At 63.7% G+C, this 17,308-nt stretch carries 15 protein-coding genes and 1 tRNA gene; 8 read left to right on the top strand and 8 right to left on the bottom strand.

Annotated elements, in window-relative coordinates; genetic code table 11:
• Window positions 1-201 precede the first annotated feature (201 nt).
• From MESOP_RS01470 to MESOP_RS01455, 4 genes are all read left to right on the top strand, one after another.
• A complete protein-coding gene (locus tag MESOP_RS01470; RefSeq protein WP_041163960.1) occupies window positions 202-1,074 on the top strand; it encodes a dimethylarginine dimethylaminohydrolase family protein in 873 nt (290 codons plus the stop codon).
• Window positions 1,071-1,718: a TetR family transcriptional regulator C-terminal domain-containing protein gene (locus MESOP_RS01465; protein WP_041163959.1), complete on the top strand. Its 648-nt coding sequence runs from the start codon at window positions 1,071-1,073 to the stop codon at window positions 1,716-1,718. The genes MESOP_RS01470 and MESOP_RS01465 overlap by 4 nt, the downstream gene beginning before the upstream one ends.
• Complete coding sequence (locus MESOP_RS01460) at window positions 1,715-3,295, top strand: 5-guanidino-2-oxopentanoate decarboxylase (RefSeq protein WP_013891539.1); 1,581 nt, start codon at window positions 1,715-1,717, stop codon at window positions 3,293-3,295. The genes MESOP_RS01465 and MESOP_RS01460 overlap by 4 nt, the downstream gene beginning before the upstream one ends.
• 237 nt (window positions 3,296-3,532) lie before the next feature.
• Window positions 3,533-4,240 carry an SDR family NAD(P)-dependent oxidoreductase gene (locus MESOP_RS01455; protein WP_013891538.1) on the top strand — a complete coding sequence of 236 codons (708 nt, stop codon included), beginning with the start codon at window positions 3,533-3,535 and terminating at the stop codon, window positions 4,238-4,240.
• On the opposite strand, the gene MESOP_RS01450 is transcribed toward MESOP_RS01455, so the two are convergent.
• The 4 genes from MESOP_RS01450 to aroA all read right to left on the bottom strand — a co-directional run bounded on the left by MESOP_RS01450 (window position 4,225) and on the right by aroA (window position 10,249).
• Window positions 4,225-6,093, bottom strand: a complete 1,869-nt coding sequence (locus MESOP_RS01450; protein WP_013891537.1) for a hypothetical protein — start codon at window positions 6,091-6,093, stop codon at window positions 4,225-4,227. The genes MESOP_RS01455 and MESOP_RS01450 overlap by 16 nt on opposite strands.
• 133 nt (window positions 6,094-6,226) lie before the next feature.
• On the bottom strand, window positions 6,227-7,924 hold the full coding sequence (gene rpsA, locus MESOP_RS01445) for a 30S ribosomal protein S1 (protein ID WP_013891536.1): 1,698 nt from the start codon (window positions 7,922-7,924) through the stop codon (window positions 6,227-6,229).
• Window positions 7,925-8,129: 205 nt separating this feature from the next.
• Window positions 8,130-8,780 (bottom strand): (d)CMP kinase, encoded by a 651-nt coding sequence (gene cmk, locus MESOP_RS01440; protein WP_013891535.1) that lies wholly within the window; start codon window positions 8,778-8,780, stop codon window positions 8,130-8,132.
• 110 nt (window positions 8,781-8,890) lie between these two features.
• Complete coding sequence (gene aroA / locus MESOP_RS01435; RefSeq protein ID WP_013891534.1) at window positions 8,891-10,249, bottom strand: 3-phosphoshikimate 1-carboxyvinyltransferase; 1,359 nt, start codon at window positions 10,247-10,249, stop codon at window positions 8,891-8,893.
• A 206-nt stretch (window positions 10,250-10,455) separates the two neighbouring features.
• Between aroA and MESOP_RS01430 the strand changes: the two genes are divergently transcribed.
• The gene (locus tag MESOP_RS01430; RefSeq protein ID WP_013891533.1) at window positions 10,456-10,842 is read left to right on the top strand and encodes a TIGR02300 family protein; all 387 of its coding nucleotides are present in this window, start codon (window positions 10,456-10,458) and stop codon (window positions 10,840-10,842) included.
• Between the two features lie 173 nt (window positions 10,843-11,015).
• Window positions 11,016-11,091, top strand: a tRNA-Ala gene (locus MESOP_RS01425).
• 280 nt (window positions 11,092-11,371) lie between these two features.
• Here MESOP_RS01425 and MESOP_RS01415 read toward each other — a convergent pair.
• The 4 genes from MESOP_RS01415 to MESOP_RS01400 all read right to left on the bottom strand — a co-directional run bounded on the left by MESOP_RS01415 (window position 11,372) and on the right by MESOP_RS01400 (window position 14,532).
• Window positions 11,372-11,611 carry a hypothetical protein gene (locus tag MESOP_RS01415; protein ID WP_013891531.1) on the bottom strand — a complete coding sequence of 80 codons (240 nt, stop codon included), beginning with the start codon at window positions 11,609-11,611 and terminating at the stop codon, window positions 11,372-11,374.
• Between the two features lie 175 nt (window positions 11,612-11,786).
• Window positions 11,787-12,488, bottom strand: a complete 702-nt coding sequence (locus tag MESOP_RS01410) for a Crp/Fnr family transcriptional regulator (protein WP_041163958.1) — start codon at window positions 12,486-12,488, stop codon at window positions 11,787-11,789.
• Window positions 12,489-12,629: 141 nt separating this feature from the next.
• A complete protein-coding gene (dgoD, locus tag MESOP_RS01405) occupies window positions 12,630-13,778 on the bottom strand; it encodes a galactonate dehydratase (protein WP_013891529.1) in 1,149 nt (382 codons plus the stop codon).
• Between the two features lie 7 nt (window positions 13,779-13,785).
• The gene (locus tag MESOP_RS01400) at window positions 13,786-14,532 is read right to left on the bottom strand and encodes a FadR/GntR family transcriptional regulator (protein ID WP_013891528.1); all 747 of its coding nucleotides are present in this window, start codon (window positions 14,530-14,532) and stop codon (window positions 13,786-13,788) included.
• A 200-nt stretch (window positions 14,533-14,732) separates the two neighbouring features.
• Here MESOP_RS01400 and MESOP_RS01395 point away from each other — a divergent pair, with 200 nt between their 5' ends.
• Both MESOP_RS01395 and araG read left to right on the top strand, forming a co-directional pair.
• On the top strand, window positions 14,733-15,722 hold the full coding sequence (locus MESOP_RS01395) for an arabinose ABC transporter substrate-binding protein (protein ID WP_013891527.1): 990 nt from the start codon (window positions 14,733-14,735) through the stop codon (window positions 15,720-15,722).
• 70 nt (window positions 15,723-15,792) lie between these two features.
• A complete protein-coding gene (gene araG, locus MESOP_RS01390; RefSeq protein ID WP_013891526.1) occupies window positions 15,793-17,304 on the top strand; it encodes an L-arabinose ABC transporter ATP-binding protein AraG in 1,512 nt (503 codons plus the stop codon).
• Window positions 17,305-17,308: the final 4 nt, after the last annotated feature.

Here is a 17,308-nt window from a genome sequence, read left to right as displayed (position 1 = left end):
TCTGTAGGGTCGGCGGCTCGTCGAACGTCTATCCGGCTAATCAACATATACGCTGTACTGCCCACTCCAGACTTCAGCATGGACCCAACGGCGAGAGCCCGTCAATCCTGCTCATTACGGCACTTGCGAGCTTGTTGTGCAAGTGTATAAATAGCCTTCCATGAAATTTTTTCGATTTTTTTCAGCAGAAAAAGGGCCTCTATGAGCGCTTTCGGATCACAGTCCATGGCGGCGCCGCTGCGACGCGTGCTGATGCGGTCGGCGGCCAACGCCATGCGCAATGCCGACAGGGATGCCTGGCACTATGGCCCGGGTTTCAATCCGGCGAAAGCGGCATCGCAGCACGCGCTCCTTGCTGAACTGGTGACGGCTTCCGGTGCCGAGATCGAATGGATCGAGGACACCGCGGACGGACTTTCGGACTCGGTGTTTACGCACGACCCGTCGCTGATGACCGACCGCGGCGCGTTGATCCTGTCCATGGGCAAGCCCTTGCGCGCCAGGGAACCTTCGCTGCATGAGGAAACCTACCGAAGGCTGGGCATTCCAATCCTCGGCCGGGTCGAGGCTCCCGGCCAGGTCGAAGGTGGTGATTGTGTATGGCTTGATGCCCGCACGCTGGTGATCGGGCGCGGTGTCCGCTCCAACCAGGAAGGCATCCAGCAGGTTTCCAACCTGCTGACGCCGCTCGGCGTTTCCGTCTACGGCTTTGACCTGCCGCTGTGGCAGGGCGAGGAGGCGTGCCTGCATCTGATGTCGGTGATCAGCCCGCTGGCCGACGACCTCGCGCTGGTCTATTCACCGCTTTTGCCGGCCCCGTTCTATCAGATGCTGAAGGCGCGCAACATCCGGCTGGTCGAAGGCGACGCCGAAGAGTTCGCGGCTTCCAATGGCCTTAGCCTGAACGTGTTGCCGACCAGCCCACTCAAGGTCATTGCCGTTGCAGGCTTTCCAAAGACCAAAGCCGCGATGGAAGCCGCCGGCTGCACGGTCGAAATCTTCGAGGCGGATGCGCTCTGCATCGCCTGCGAGGGCGGGCCGACATGCCTGACACGGCCGATCCTGCGCCAATGAATACGCCGTCCCGCCGCAGCTTCCGTCGCGAGGGCGAGGAGCGGCGGCGGCAGGATCTGATCGAGGCCACCCTGGACAGCGTGGCGGAACATGGCCTGCAGGGCGCCACCTTGCGCACCATCGCATTGCGTGCCGGCGTCACCGCCGGGCTGATCCGGCACTATTTTCCCAGCAAGGAAGAATTGCTGCAGGAAGCCTATGCGGCGCTGATGGGCCGCATGACCGAGCAGGCGAAAGCGGCGTTGGTCATGGAAGACGCCTCGCCTCGTCAGCGTCTTGCGGCTTTCATCACCGCCAACCTCGATGCGCCGATCATCGACGCGCGGGTGTTTTCGCTCTGGGCAACCTTCATCGGCCGCGCCAGAGCGGATCCGACCCTGGCCCATGCCCACCGCGAAGGCTACCTTGGTTTTCGCAATGAGGTGGAAGCGGTCGTGGCCGAGGTGCTCGCCGCCGAACGGCGCAATCCGGACACAAGCCAATTGCGCCACCATGCCATCGCGATCAATGCGATCATCGACGGACTCTGGATCGAAGGCTGCCTGGCCGGCGAGATGTTCTCGCCCGGCGAACTGGCGGCGATTGGCATCAAGACCGTCGAGGCCGAACTAGGCCTTGCGCCGGAAGGGAAGAAAAACCAATGACGACACTCGGCGAGGCCCTCATCACGCTGCTTGAAGCGCATGGCGTCGATACTGTCTTCGGCATTCCAGGCGTCCACACGGTCGAGCTTTACCGTGGCCTGGCGCGCTCGAAGATCCGTCACGTCACGCCGCGCCATGAGCAGGGTGCCGGCTTCATGGCCGACGGTTATGCCCGCGCCAGCGGTAGGCCGGGCGTCGCTTTCGTCATCACCGGACCGGGGCTGACCAACACCATCACCGCCATGGGCCAGGCGCGCGCCGATTCGGTGCCGATGCTGGTCATCTCGGGCGTCAACGCCATGCCGACCCTGGGCAAGGGGCTGGGCTTCCTGCATGAGCTGCCGGATCAGCGCGGCATGATGGAAACGGTGGCCCTGTTTTCGCAACGCATTACCGAAGCCGATGAATTGCCCGGCGCGCTGGCACGGGCCTTCGCACTGTTTTCGTCTTCCCGCCCCGGTCCGGTGCATATCGAAATCCCGACCGATGTCATGGTCAAGCCGGCGGACGGCATCGCTGCCTTGTTGAGCAACGTCGCACCGCCGGCGCCCGACGGCGCGGCAATTGCGGACGCGGCCAAACTCATCGCCGCCGCGCGCCGTCCGTTGATCCTTGCCGGCGGCGGCGCCAAGCGTGCCGACATGGCGCTGCGTCGCCTGGCCGAGACAATGGGCGCACCGGTCGTCGAAACCACCAATGCGCGCGGCCTGCTGCACCGCCATCCGCTCTGCGTTCCGGCAAGCCCGAGCCTGAAGGCGGTTCGCGCCCTGATGGCGGACGCCGATCTGGTGATTGCCGCCGGCACGGAATTCGGGCCGACCGACTATGACGGCTATGGCGACGGCGGCTTCGTCCTGCCTTCCAATCTGATCCGCATCGACATCGGCGCCGACCAGCTTGCGCGACGTCCGATGACAGTCGCCATCCAGGCCGATTGCACCGAGGCGATCGAGGCCCTGCTTGCCGCGATCGGCGCCGCTCATCCGGCCGCGCCGGACGGCCAGGTACGCGCCGCCGCTGCACGCGAGGCCGGCTTTGCCGAGCTGAGCCCGGCCTATGTGGCGCAGGTGCATGCGGTGGAAATGATACGCGACACCTTGCCGGGCGCGATTATCGTTGGTGATTCGACACAACCGATCTACGCCGCCAACCTCTACTATGATCACGACCGGCCAGGCGGCTGGTTCAACGCCTCCACCGGCTTCGGCGCGCTCGGCTACGGCCCGCCGGCGGCGATCGGCGCAGCGCTTGCCATGCCCGATGCGCCGGTCGTTTGCCTGACTGGCGACGGCGGGTTCCAGTTCACGTTGCCTGAGCTCGGCGCGGCGCTCGATGCCGCGGCCCCTGTCATCTTCGTCGTCTGGAACAATCGCGGCTATCGCGAGATCGAAACCTCGATGCTCGATGTCGGCGTGGAACCTGTCGGCGTATCGCCGGCGCCGCCGGATTTCTGCAAGCTGGCCGAGGCCTATGGCATCGGCGCCGAACGGCTGGCCGATATCGGCGCCTTGCCGCGGGCCCTGAAACGCGCCCGGGCGACGGGACTGCCGTGCGTCATCGAAATCACGATCGATTGAAGCCTTCAGGACAGCGTTGATTTTCCATCCAGCATCGTATCCTTCGCCGGCTTGGCTTTTGCGCAGGCATGAGCAGCGCGCCCGCGGCTCTGCCTGTCGCACGGCTGCCTGACGCATGCAAAGACGTGACGGCTGCCATGTCGAGATATCAATTGAGTGATCGCCCGAAAGGCGCGACGCTTCGCGTCGGGCGGCAACAAGCGACAAAATCATAAAAAACGACAGGAGCGGTCCAGGATGACGGAAACACTCAAGGGCAGGCATATCGTTGTGACCGGCGGAACCGGAGCGCTCGGTGGCGCGGTGGTCGGCAGGCTGCTGGAGCAGGGCGCGATCTGCCACGTGCCGAACGCGCACGCCGCCGCACCCCAGCATTTTCCTTTCGCCGCGCACGAGAACGTCAAGCTGGCGCACAATGTCGACCTGTCGGACTCCGCCAAGGTCGAGGCCTTCTATGCTCAGGTTCCCGCCTTGTGGGGGTCCGTCCATCTGGCCGGCGGCTTTGCCGCGGCGCCGGTGGAAAAGATCGAATCGGCATCTTTTGCCGAGATGATGGACACCAATGCCCGCACCACCTTCCTGTGCAGCCGCGCGGCCATCCGCTCGATGCTGGAGTCAGGCACCGCCGGCCGCATCGTCAATGTCACCGCGCGCGCCGGGCTCGACCTCAGGCGCGGTGCCGGCATGGTTGCCTACGCGGCCAGCAAGGCAGCCGTCGCGGCGATGACGGTGGCGATGGCGGAGGAACTCAAGGCCGAGGGTATCCTGGTCAATGCCGTGGCGCCGTCGACGCTCGACACGCCGGCGAACCGTGCCGATATGCCGGACGCCGATTTCACCAGATGGGTCAGCCTCGAAGCCGCGGCCGAGGCCATCGCCTACCTGGCCTCACCCGCCAATCAGGCGATGAGCGGAACTCTGGTGCCGCTCTACGGCCGGGCCTGAATCGCGAGCGTCGAAGCCGGGCACACGGCATCCGTTCCATCGGCATTGCGATAGCTGTAGATCCGCAGCGGCGATGAAGCGGCCGTGGGGCACTCGCGCAACCATGCCGGCGGCCGGCCTTCAATCAACCCCGCCGCGAATGGATAGGCGGCTTCCAGCGCCGGCAAAGGCGGCCCTCGCCAGGCGCAAATCGCGACATGCGTTGCCTTGGTGGCATCGAGTATCGCGCGTGGGTCGGCGGTCGCCGGATCAAGAAAACGGTAGCTTCGTTCGATTCCCTTGGCCGACGGGTGATTGGCGATCGTCACCACCTTGGGACCGTCGGCAAGGGCAACGAAACGCGAGCCGACCAGCGGTGGGGAAAGGACAATGGCGCCCGCCGGCCAACCCTGTTCAGGCTCAAAAGGGCTGGAATAGCAGTTATCGGCGAGCTCGCCCGCGGGAACCGCCGCTTCGGACGGTTTTACCGACAGGTTGTACAGCGCCATTGCGACGGACAAAACGAGACCCGGCAGGATCAACGTATATCTGCGCGATGCCGCCGGCACCGGAGATTTCAAATAGCGTCCCAACCTCGCATCCGGCGACAGCAGGCTCGCCAGGACGAAAACGAGGCCTATGCCGGCAAAGATCGGAAGGTAGCGGTAGTAGCGGACATAACCGACCGCAAGCACCAGCGCGAGCAGCGAGAACAGGGCCAATATCACGAGAGGCCGGCTTCGACCGTGCCGCCCGGCGCAGATGACGGCAGGCGCAAGCGCGCCGATAAACAGCAGCGCCATACTGGGAAAGCCTGTCGACAGGACGACATCAGGGCGCCGGAACAGGCTCATTTCCTGAAGAATTCTGTTGATCATGTTGTCGCGGACATAGGCGTCGAGCGAGGCATAGGGGCTGGCCAGGCATTGCGGAAACAGCTTGGCAAGCGCCGCGGCACTTGCCGCCGCGAACACCAGCAGGATTGCCGTGCGCATAGCCCATCCTCCACGCCGGCCGGCAAGCGAAGGCACGACGGCAAATGAAAGCCCGGCCGCGACCAGCGCCGTCACATGCGGCGTCGAATAGGTGTCGCATCTGACCGCGGTATAGGCGGAAGGCGGCACGATCGCCGCGAACAGGCCGATCGCCCCGGCAGCCAAGGCGATGCCGAAACCGACGATCCGGCTTTCACCGCCCTCGCGGTCAAAAATCCAGTCGAAGGCGTAGACCGCGATCACCAGCGCATAGAACGGCGCGAACTCGGCGCTGACGGCGATTGACAGGGCCGTCAGCAGCCCGTTGACGAAGGCGGAAAAGCGATTTCGCGACATCATCAACACCAGCGCTGCCAGAAGCAGCAGGATTTGCAGATTGTGATAGTCGATCCGTCCCGGGGCGAATTCGAAGAAGGTGCGCGCGGCAAAGATCAGCGCCAACGGGAATGCAACGGCCGGATAGGCAAAGCCGGTGGCGATCACCAGCCGGTTGTAGAAATAGAGCGCCGGCGCAAGCAGCAGCAGCGGGACAGCGAAGCTTGCCAGCATCAGAGCCGGCTCGAAGCCGGCGAACGGGGTGACCAGCCGCGCGAAGGCGGCATAGGGCAAGTCCACGATCCATGGCCAGTGCGAGACATAGGGCTCGGGCTGGACGATACCGGGCAGCGTCCGGTCGAAGATATTGCCCGTCTCAAGCAAGGTACGGATTTCGTGGAGCTTGAGCAGATCGTCCGCGTCATTGTTGAGCCTGAAGCCCAGGCACCAAAGGGCGGTCATCAGGATCGCCATTGCGCAAAAGCAGAACAGGACAGGCGCGTTGGTGTAAAGACGCAGCAACCAGGAAGGTCGCGCGGCGGCATTGTTGGCGCCATTGCTCATGGAAGGTATTCCCTTGGACCACTGGCAAATACGCGACGAAGTTTATGTTCCCGTAAAGAAAAGACCCGCCGGATCGCTCCGGCGGGTCTTTTTGTGAGGTCGCACGCGAGGCGTGCCGTCGATGGCTGACGCCTTAGTTGCCCTGCTTCTTCAGCGCGGCACCCAGGATGTCGCCCAGCGAAGCGCCGGAGTCGGTCGAGCCGTACTGAGCGACGGCTTCCTTCTCTTCGGCGATTTCCAGCGCCTTGATCGAGACCTGCAGCTTGCGGGTCTTCTTGTCGAAGGCGATGACGCGGGCATCGACCTTCTGGCCGACGGTGAAGCGCTCGGGGCGCTGCTCGTCGCGGTCGCGGCTGAGGTCGGAACGCTTGATGAAGGTCTCGATGCCGCTTTCGACAAGCCGCACTTCCAGACCGCCATCCTTGACGCCGATGACTTCACAGGTGACGACCGCGTTCTTGCGCAGTTCGCCGCTGTTGGCCGCTTCGCCGACCGTATCCTTGGCCAGCTGCTTGATGCCGAGCGAGATGCGCTCCTTGTCGATGTCGACGTCGAGCACCTGCGCCTTGACCATGTCGCCGCGATTGTACTCTTCGATGACCTGCTCGCCCGGACGGGTCCAGTCGAGATCGGACAGGTGCACCATGCCGTCCACGTCGCCTTCGAGACCGATGAACAGGCCGAACTCGGTCTTGTTCTTGACCTCGCCCTCGACCTGGCTGCCGACCGGATGGCTGGAGGCGAACGCCTGCCACGGATTCTCAAGCGTCTGCTTGAGGCCGAGCGAGATGCGGCGCTTGGCCGGATCGACCTCGAGCACCACGACGTCGACTTCCTGCGTCGTCGACAGGATCTTGCCGGGGTGCACGTTCTTCTTGGTCCACGACATTTCCGAAACGTGGATGAGGCCTTCGATGCCCGGCTCCAGCTCGACGAACGCGCCGTAGTCGGTGATGTTGGTGACGGTACCCTTGATCTTCTTGCCGATCGGGAACTTGGTGCCGATCTCGGACCACGGATCGCTCTCGAGCTGCTTCATGCCGAGCGAGATGCGGTGGGTTTCCTGGTTGATGCGGATGATCTGCACCTTGACCGTCTGACCGATGTTGAGGATTTCGGTCGGATGGTTGACGCGGCGCCATGCCATGTCGGTGACATGCAGCAGGCCATCGATGCCGCCGAGGTCGACGAACGCACCGTAATCGGTGATGTTCTTGACGACGCCTTCGACAACCTGGCCTTCTTCGAGGTTCTGCACGATTTCCGAACGCTGTTCGGCGCGGCTTTCCTCGAGCACGGTGCGGCGCGAGACCACGATGTTGCCGCGGCGGCGATCCATCTTGAGGATCTCGAAGGGCTGCGGGTTGTGCATCAGCGGGGAGACGTCGCGGATCGGGCGGATATCGACCTGGCTGCGCGGCAGGAAGGCCACGGCGCCGTCGAGGTCGACGGTGAAGCCGCCCTTGACCTGGTTGAAGATGACGCCTTCGACGCGCTCACCCTTGGTGAACTTCTCTTCGAGACGGACCCAGCTCTCTTCGCGGCGGGCCTTCTCACGCGAAAGCATCGCTTCGCCAAGCGCGTTCTCGATGCGCTCGACATAGACTTCGACGGTGTCACCGACCTTGAGGGTGGTGTCCTTGCCCTTGACGCCGAATTCCTTCAGCGGCACGCGGCCTTCGACCTTGAGGCCGACGTCGATGATGGCCATGTCCTTTTCGATCGCGGTGATCGTGCCCTTGACGACCTGGCCTTCGCCGGAATGGCCGGCGGTAAATGATTCTTCGAGCAGGCTCGCGAAATCATCGCGAGTGGGATTTGCAGCTGACATATTTTCTCCTGGAGTGCCCCGCATCTGAAGCGGGACGGGCGCCGTGGGTTAGCGTTGCGTTGGCCTGCCGGCGTTCCGGGTTGAAAAACCCTGGGCCGCTTTTCAAGCGGCAATTCCGGCGCATGAAGAATGCTGGCAGGCTGGTTCATGCCCGATATGGGTATTTTCTGCGTTTCCGGCAACGGAAAACGAGGGAAAACCCGGATCAGGCTTTATTTCGCTTGGCCAGCACGTCGTCGATGACAGTCATGGCCGCGAGAAACGCGGCTTCTATAGCCATTTCGCTGGTATCAAGCAAGTGCGCGTCGGCGGCCGGCTTCAAGGGCGAGTCGGCGCGGCCCATGTCGCGCTCGTCGCGCCGCTCGATGTCGGCGAGGATTTCGGCGAAATCGGCGGTGCCGCCGATGCTCTCGATCTCCGCCAGCCGGCGCCTCGCGCGCACTTCGGCGCTCGCCGTGACATAGAGTTTGATGTCGGCGTCGGGACACACGACAGTGCCGATGTCACGCCCGTCGAGCACCGCGCCCGGCGGCGTCTTGGCGAATTCGCGCTGCTTTTCCACCAGGATGCGCCGCACGGTCGGGTAAACCGCGACTTTCGAGGCAGCCTCGCCGACCGCATGCGCCGACAAGACCGCGCGGTCGAGCGTCGCCAGATCGACCTGGCGCGCGGCGGTTTCGGCCGCCGATACGTTGTCGAGCGGCAGGCCGAGCCGCAGCAGCGCATGGGCCACCGCACGGTAGGTGAGGCCGGTGTCGAGCAGGTTCAGCCGGTAATGGTCGGCGAGACGCCGGGCGAGGGTGCCTTTGCCTGCACCGGCTGGACCGTCGATGGCGATGGTGAAGACGTGTGTCATTGGCGGGCCAACGCGATCGGAAGATGCGGTGGATAAAACAAGCGTCGCGATCCTTCACACCCCCCTCTGTCCTGCCGACATCTCTGCTTGCTTCGCGCTTGCCATCAACCTTACCCGATCTCCGCGCCCAGTCCCTTCATCAGCCCCATGAATTCCGGGAAACTCGTCGAGATCATCGCCTGGTCGTCGATCGTCACCGGCTTTTCCGTCGCCAGCCCCATGACCAGGAAACTCATGGCGATGCGGTGGTCGAGATGGGTCTGCACCGTCGTATCCAACCCGTTGGGATGGCCGCCCAGCCCCTTTCCGCCCGGCTTGCCGCGTACCGCAAGCGAAGCCTCGCCCTCGGTGCAGTCGACGCCGTTGAGCTTCAGCCCGTTGGCGACCGCCGACAGCCGGTCGGATTCCTTCACCCGCAGCTCCTCCAGCCCCTGCATCAGCGTCTCGCCCTCGGCAAAGCTCGCCGCGACCGCCAGCACCGGATACTCGTCGATCATCGACGGCGCCCGCTCGGGCGGCACGGTGACGCCCTTGAGCTCGGAATAACGCACCCGCAGGTCGGCGACATCCTCGCCGCCGGCATTGCGCGGGTTGAGGATTTCGATGTTGCCGCCCATCTCCTGCAGCGTCAGCAGAAGGCCGGTGCGGGTCGGGTTCATCAGTACGTTTTCGATTGTGATGTCGGAACCCGGCACGATCAGTGCCGCCACCAGCGGGAAGCCGGCCGAGGACGGGTCGCCCGGCACCGCGATCGTCTGGCCGTGAAGCTTGCCCTGGCCTTCGATGAAGATGTGGCGCACGCCGCGCTCGTCGGTTTCGACCGACAGATTGGCGCCAAAACCCTTCAGCATCTTTTCGGTGTGGTCGCGTGTCATCACCGGCTCGATCACCGTGGTGATGCCGGGCGTGTTGAGGCCGGCGAGCAGCACCGCCGACTTCACCTGCGCCGAGGCCATCGGCACGCGGTAGGTGATCGGGGCGGCGTGCTTGGGCCCATGCAGCGTGATCGGCATGCGGTCGCCTGGCGTCGCCTTCAACACCTGCACGCCCATCTGGCGCAGCGGCTCCAGCACGCGGCCCATCGGCCGGCCCGACAGCGAGGCATCGCCGATGAAGGTGGTTTCCATGTCATAGGTGCCGACGAGGCCCATGGTCAGCCGCGAGCCGGTGCCGGCATTGCCGAAATCGAGCGGGCCTTCCGGCTGCAGCAGCGCGCCGTTGCCGGTGCCGCGGATCACCCACTCGGTGCCGCGCTTTTCGATATGCGCGCCCATCGCCTTCATGGCCGCACCGGTGCGCATCACGTCCTCGCCTTCGAGCAGGCCGGTGATGCGGGTCTCGCCGGAGGCCAGCCCACCGAACATGAAGGAGCGGTGCGAAATCGACTTGTCGCCCGGCACCCGTGCGGTGCCGGAAAGGGCTGACGATTTGCGGGCGGTGGCCGGCTTGGCAGCGGCGGCGTGAGACATGGAATTTCCCTGGACGGAGTGCCGGCGGGCCGGCGCTTTTCATTTGTTGCGGCGGTCTCGTATCACGGCGGGGCGAAATGGTCATCCCCATGGTCGTCACTTGGCGCGAGGCCTTTCAGGACTTGGTTTTGTGACGCCGGCTTTTCGCTTTGACAGCGCCCCAAACTGTGGTTAAGGGGACCACTCTTTTATTGACGAGGCTTGCCGTGGCAAAAAACGAACTTGGCACAAAGCGTATCGACCCTGAGACGGGTCGAAAATTCTACGACCTGAACAAGGACCCGATCGTCTCGCCCTATACGGGCAAGACCTATCCGCGTTCCTATTTCGAGGAAGGCAAGATCGCCGCCCTCGAGGAGGAAGAGGAAGTGGCCGAGAAGGAAGTGGACGCCGAGGACGAAGAGGGCGTTGAAGTCGTCTCGCTCGAAGAGGCCGACGAGGACGCCAAGGGCGACGATCTGCCCGATCTCGGCGACGACGAAGATGTCGACCTGGGCGACGACGAGGATGACACATTCCTTGCCGACGAAGAGGAAGAAGACGACGACGTCGCCGACATGATCGGCGTTGGCGACGACGACGATGAGGTCTGATCGGCCCTGGAATGCAAGTGTTTGCAGGCTTTCTCGGCCTGTGAACAAAAAGCCGGTACTCAAGGCTTGATATCTGGGAAAGGCGGGGTTAGAAGCCGCCTGCACTAACGGCGCGGTGTTCCAACCCGCGCCGGATCTCTTCGCCGGCAACGGCGCCGGTTGACTCCGGAAGTGGGGCCATAGCTCAGTTGGGAGAGCGCTTGAATGGCATTCAAGAGGTCGTCGGTTCGATTCCGATTGGCTCCACCAGTCACCTTCTAGGCCGCTGATTTTCCTATCGGTTTTCGATACGGCCAGGATCCTCCCGCGTCGAAATCGATCGCAAATCCAGCGCCGATCGCGCTTCGCGCAATGAGATCGTCAAGTTCCCAATCGGTAAGTTCGCAAAGCGGAAACATTCGCCTCACGGCGCGGTTCACCTCGGATATCGAAATGCTCGTGCTCTCGACATTGTCGATCAGGTGTCGGACGATCGCCAGTCGGACGTCCGACAAGGTAGGCGTCTCCACGGGCGCGGACATCTACGGGCCTACGAATGGAGCCGTGGTGCTTTGGCCGTTCTTGCGTCGAAGGCGACGGGCACGCCATGAACGAAGGATGCGGCCGCCACCAGTTCCTCCAACTCGCGGTCGGTGGCCTTGCATGCCGGCATCAGTGTTCGGATGGCGCGGATCGCCTGCGCGATGGAGAGGAACCGGGCCCTTCCCCTGGAAAGGACATAGGCTTCGGCGGCTTTTTCAACAGTGATGGTTCGAAACGAATTGGTCATGAAGAATTCCTCCCTGAAACCCCGACCAATCCGATTTATGGCACGAATTCGACCGCCTTCAAGCCTATGTCCGGTAGCGGACAGTCGCTGCGAGCCGCTCAAAACCGCTGATGCTTTCGGGCGACCTGCTGAGGGGCTAGGGCACGTCGGCTGAACCCGTTTCAACCGGCATGCTTCAGGCTGCGGCCAGGCCGAAATAACGCTGCTCCTCCTCGCCGTAAGCGCCATGTGTGAGCTTTATCAACCCAGCGCGGTCGACGATCGTGATCTCGCCGCGCTTGGCGTGAACCAATCCTCGATATTCAAGCATTTGCAGGGCCGTGGTGACCCCGGGGCGGTGGGCGCCGAGCATGGTCGCCAGAAACTCATGCGTCAGGTAGATCTTGTCTCCTTCGGCGCGGTCATGGACCATCAGCAGCCAGCGGGCCAGGCGTTCCTCGATTTTCGAATGACCATTGACCAGCGCCGTCCGCGACGATTGGACGAGGAACGCGTGGGCATAGTCCAGGAGTGATGCGCGAAGGGACGGGCTTTCCGCAATCGCGGAGCGAAGGGTTTCAACCGGCAGGCGCCACCCATTGCCCGCGACCTGGATATAGGTCTCGGTGGCGGTGCTTTCCTGTCCGAGAATGACGGCAATTCCTGTCATCCCGTCATAGCCGATAATGCCGACTTCACTTTGCCGCCCGCCGGTCATGGTGGCGACCACCGACGCGATGCCCCTCTCGGGAAAATATACGTCCTTGATCGGCTGATGCGCGACCTCCAACTGGTCCTTGATGTCCAGTTCGACATGATGCAGCGATGGCCGCAAAAGCGCGAAGTCCTGCGAGGAGAGGGCCTTCAGCACCTGGTTGCGAAAGAGGGATTGGGGCAAGGCTCTCTCCCATACGGGCAAGAGCACGCACCTCTCACTGTCGGACGCATCCGAAGAACTGGCGGCCGATGCCGAAGCATAGGCCTTAAATGCGCGATTGCAAAGAAATAGCTGACCTGCCGAGACCGGCGATCTATCTCTTCACCACTCGGCGAAGGAGCCGTCCTTATGGCGCCAAATCGGATTGCGCCAGCGATGGCCTTCCTTGGCGCGCTCCTTGACATAGTCTTCGTCGATCTCGACGCCCAGGCCCGGCCCGTCGGGAATGGCGACATAGCCGTCCTCGTAGCGGAAGACGTCCTTGTTGGCGGCATAGTCGAGCAGGTCGTTGCCGGCGTTGTAGTGGATGCCGAGGCTCTGCTCCTGGATGAAGCAATTGTAGCTGACCGCGTCGAGTTGCAGGCAGGCGGCGAGCGCGATCGGCCCCAGCGGGCAGTGCGGCGCCACCGCCACGTCATAGGCCTCAGCCATCGCCGCGATCTTGCGGCATTCGGTGATGCCGCCGGCGTGCGACAGGTCTGGCTGGATGATATCGACGACGCCTTGCTCGAATACCGACTTGAAGTCCCAGCGGCTGTAGAGCCGTTCGCCGAGCGCGATCGGGGTCGAGCCGAGGGCGGCGATCTCCTTCAGCGCTTCGCGGTTTTCGCTGAGCACCGGCTCCTCGATGAACATCAGCCGGTAGGGTTCGAGTTCCTTGACCAGGATGCGCGCCATCGGCCGGTGCACGCGGCCATGGAAATCGACGGCGATGCCGATGTTCGGCCCGACCGCCTCGCGCACCATGGCGACGCGCTCGACGGCGGCATCGATCTTGTCATGGCTGTCGACGATCTGCAGTTCCTCGGTGCCGTTCATCTTCAGCGCCAGGAAGCCGCGCGCCACCACTTCCTTGGCGCCGGCAGCCACTTCCGCCGGCCGGTCGCCGCCGATCCAGGAATAGACCTTGATCGTGTCGCGCAATTTGCCGCCGAGCAGCTCATGCACGGGCACGCCGAGCGCCTTGCCCTTGATGTCCCACAGTGCCTGGTCGATGCCGGCGATCGCGCTCATCAGGATCGGCCCGCCGCGGTAGAAGCCGCCGCGATGCATCACCGTCCAATGGTCCTCGATCAGGCGAGGATCCTTGCCGATGAGATAGTCGCCAAGCTCCTTCACGGCGGCCTCGACGGTCAGCGCCCGGCCCTCGACCACCGGCTCGCCCCAGCCAGTGACGCCGGCATCGGTCTCGATCTTCAGGAACAGCCAGCGCGGCGGCACGATGTAGGTGGTGAGCGATATGATTTTCATGCTGGTCTCAGTTGTTCTTGAGTTTCTTGGCGCTGACGAGGTCGCGCGCCGCAAGGTCGAGAATCCGGTTTGCGGCACTGCGTGCCGCCTCGGCGTCGCGCATGCGCAGCGCCTCGACCACCTCGCGGTGCGCGGCCACCGCCTCCATGCGCCGATCGAGCGAAATGGTCGCCGTCGCCTCCAGCGAGAATTTGAGCCCGGTGTCGATCAGATTGCCGATCTGCCGGAAGATCGGGTTGTGGCTCGCCGCATAAAGGATCTGGTGGAAGGCGATGTCGGAGCGCGAGAAGGTACCGAGGTCCTCGCCGGCGCCGGCCATGCCGCGCCACGCGGCTTCGAGGTTGGCGATTTCCTGCAATGTCGCGCGCGCGGCGGCAAGCTCGGCGACCAGCGGTTCGATGGCGCGGCGGGTTTCGAGTATGGCGTCGAACAGCTTGTCGTGGAGCGCATGCGGCGCGTGCCAGGCCAGCACCTGCGGGTCGATGATGTTCCAATCATCCTCGGTGCAGACGACGGTGCCGACACGCGGCCGCGACAGCACCAGTCCCTTGGCGGCCAGCACCTTGAGGGCCTCGCGGATGACGGTGCGGCTGACGCCGTATTCGACGCCCAGTTCGTTTTCGGTCGGCAGCGAAGAGCCGGCCGGATAGCGCCCGGAAAAGATGTCGGAGGCAATCGCCTTCGTCACGTCGGGCATGACGCGCGGTCGGCGGGTAGCCGTGTCGCCTGGCGTCTTTTTCAAAATGTCGGTCACCTCAGCCCTCCTCCAAGGCGGCGAACCTGCTGGTTCGCGCAACCGGCCCGGCCTTACCGGATGCGGATGATTTGCGCCAGCGATCCCTGGTCAGAGCATGTAGCTTAATTATCATACCAGATCAATTGACGAGTATGATAAAAACAATTAGAGACTCCAGCACCCGGGCTGAGCGCCCGGCCTATCGCTGGGAGGTAATCATGCGACTTTTGAAGACCGCGCTCGTCGCGGGCGCGCTTGCCGTGCTGTCCGTCACGACTATCGCTGCGTATGCTCAGGACACCAAGATCGGCTTTATCGTCAAACAGCCCGAGGAGCCTTGGTTCCAGGACGAATGGAAGTTCGCCGACCAGGCCGCCAAGGAAAAGGGTTTCACCCTGGTCAAGATCGGCGCCGAGGATGGTGAGAAGCTGATGTCGGCGATCGACAATCTCGGCGCCCAGGGTGCGCAGGGCTTCATCGTCTGCACCCCGGACGTCAAACTCGGCCCCGGCATCGTCGCCAAGGCCGCCGCCAACAATCTCAAGCTGATGACCGTCGACGACCGCCTCGTCGGTGCCGACGGCAAGGCGCTCGAAGACGTGCCGCATATGGGCATTTCGGCTACCAAGATCGGCGAGGCCGTTGGCCAGGCGATCGTCGACGAGATGAAGGCGCGCGGCTGGAAGGCCGACGAGGTCGGCGCCATCCGCGTCTCCTATGATCAGTTGCCGACCGCCGTCGATCGTGTCGAAGGTGCTATCTCGGTGCTGAAGGCGAACGGCTTCAAGGCCGAGAACATCTTTGACGCCCCGCAGGCCAAGACCGACACCGAGGCCGCGCTTAATGCCGCGACGGTAGTGCTCAATGCTCACGCCGACATCAAGAAGTGGGTCTCCTTCGGTCTCAACGACGAGGCCGTGCTTGGCGCCGTGCGTGCCTCCGAAAGCGTCGGCATTCCCGCCGACGGCATGATCGGCGTCGGCATCGGCGGCGCGGATTCGGCGATCAACGAGTTCAAGAAACCGACCGCCACCGGCTTCGTCGGCACGGTGATCATCTCGCCGAAGCGCCACGGCTACGAGACGGCACTCAACATGTACGACTGGGTCGCCAACAACAAGGAACCGGAAAAGCTGATCCTGACCTCCGGTGCGCTGGCCAAGCGCGACGACTACCAGAAGGTCCGCCAGGGCCTCGGCATCGAATAATCCTCACTGTACAAACAGGCGGCGGCGCAACCCGCCGCCTGTTTGCCGTGGTTCAAAAGGATCGACGCCAGTGTCCTTTCTCGACTTCTCGCGCATCACCAAGACCTATCCGGGCGTCAAGGCGCTGTCGGACGTCTCGTTCGGCGTCGACAAGGGCGCCGTGCATGGCCTGATGGGCGAGAATGGCGCCGGTAAATCCACGCTGATCAAAATCCTGTCGGGCGACCAACATGCCGACGAGGGCGAGATCAGCATCGACGGCAAGGCCCAGGCCTATGCCTCGACAAGGGATGCCTTCGACAATGGCGTCATCGTCATCCACCAGGAACTGCAGCTCGTCCCCGAGCTCACCGTTGCCGAAAACCTCAGCCTCGGCCGCTTTCCCGCCAGTGCCGGCATCATCGCCGGCCGCAAGATGCTGGACGATGTCGGCGCCAAGCTGAAATCGGCCGGCATCGACATCGACATGCGCCGCAAGGTCAAGACGCTGTCCATCGGCGAACGCCAGATGGTCGAGATCGCCAAGGCGATCATGCTCGACGCGCGCGTCATCGCACTGGACGAGCCGACCTCGTCGCTGTCCTCGCGCGAAAGCGAAATCCTGTTTGCCCTGATCGACCGTCTGCGCGGCGAGGGCAAGGTCATCATCTATGTCTCGCATCGGCTGGACGAGGTGTTCCGCCTCTGCGACAGCCTGACGGTGCTGCGCGACGGCAAGCTCGCGGCGCACCACGCGTCACTGAAAGGCGTCACCCGCGACCAGGTCGTCGCCGAAATGGTCGGCCGCGAAATCTCCGACATCTGGGGTTTTCGGCCGCGCGGATCGGGAGATGTCCGCCTGGAGGTCGAGGGGATCTCCGGGGCCAAGCTCAAGACGCCGGCCAGCTTCGAGGCCCGTGCCGGCGAGATCGTCGGCTTCTTCGGCCTGATCGGCGCAGGGCGCTCGGAACTGATGCGGCTGGTGTTCGGCGCCGACCCGCGCTCGAGCGGTACTATCAGCGTCGACGGCAAGCTGGTCCACGCCACCGATCCGCACGGCTCGATCCGGGCCGGCATCGTGCTGTGCTCCGAGGACCGCAAGCATGACGGCATTATCCAGGGTCGCTCGATCGAAGAGAACATCAACATCTCGTCGCGGCGCCATCACACGCGCTTCGGCGTGCTCGACCGCGCCAGCGAGATCGCCACCGCCGAGACCTTCATCAAGAAGCTCAAGGTGCGCACGCCCTCGCGCAGGCAGGACATCATCAACCTCTCCGGCGGCAACCAGCAAAAGGTCATCCTCGGCCGCTGGCTGTCGGAGCAGGGCGTGCGCGTCCTCATCGTCGACGAGCCGACGCGCGGCATCGACGTCGGCGCCAAATCGGAAATCTACGAACTCCTCTACCAGCTTGCCGAGGACGGCATGGCGATCGTCGTCATCTCGTCCGAGCTACCGGAGGTGATGGGCATTTGCGACCGCATCCTGGTGATGTGCGGCGGACGCATCAGCGCCGTACTTACGCGGGACCAGTTCGCCGAGAAGGCGATCCTGGCCGCGGCCCTTCCCGACCAGAAAACCCCCGACGCGATCGCATCCTGAGGAC

The organism is Mesorhizobium opportunistum WSM2075, assembly GCF_000176035.2.
In the GTDB taxonomy this organism is placed as follows: Bacteria; Pseudomonadota; Alphaproteobacteria; order Rhizobiales; family Rhizobiaceae; genus Mesorhizobium; species Mesorhizobium opportunistum.
Note: the sequence above shows the minus strand (reverse complement) of the source record. Positions and strands in the feature narration are given on the sequence as shown.

Bases quoted from the DNA above. Each gene is read 5' to 3' on its own strand.
- MESOP_RS01450 (WP_013891537.1), bottom strand. From the start codon at position 6,093: ATGAGCAATGGCGCCAACAATGCCGCCGCGCGACCTTCCTGGTTGCTG.
- aroA (WP_013891534.1), bottom strand. From the start codon at position 10,249: ATGTCTCACGCCGCCGCTGCCAAGCCGGCCACCGCCCGCAAATCGTCA.
- cmk (WP_013891535.1), bottom strand. From the start codon at position 8,780: ATGACACACGTCTTCACCATCGCCATCGACGGTCCAGCCGGTGCAGGC.
- MESOP_RS01415 (WP_013891531.1), bottom strand. From the start codon at position 11,611: ATGACCAATTCGTTTCGAACCATCACTGTTGAAAAAGCCGCCGAAGCC.
- rpsA (WP_013891536.1), bottom strand. From the start codon at position 7,924: ATGTCAGCTGCAAATCCCACTCGCGATGATTTCGCGAGCCTGCTCGAA.
- MESOP_RS01470 (WP_041163960.1), top strand. From the start codon at position 202: ATGAGCGCTTTCGGATCACAGTCCATGGCGGCGCCGCTGCGACGCGTG.
- MESOP_RS01395 (WP_013891527.1), top strand. From the start codon at position 14,733: ATGCGACTTTTGAAGACCGCGCTCGTCGCGGGCGCGCTTGCCGTGCTG.
- MESOP_RS01460 (WP_013891539.1), top strand. From the start codon at position 1,715: ATGACGACACTCGGCGAGGCCCTCATCACGCTGCTTGAAGCGCATGGC.
- dgoD (WP_013891529.1), bottom strand. From the start codon at position 13,778: ATGAAAATCATATCGCTCACCACCTACATCGTGCCGCCGCGCTGGCTG.
- MESOP_RS01465 (WP_041163959.1), top strand. From the start codon at position 1,071: ATGAATACGCCGTCCCGCCGCAGCTTCCGTCGCGAGGGCGAGGAGCGG.
- MESOP_RS01455 (WP_013891538.1), top strand. From the start codon at position 3,533: ATGACGGAAACACTCAAGGGCAGGCATATCGTTGTGACCGGCGGAACC.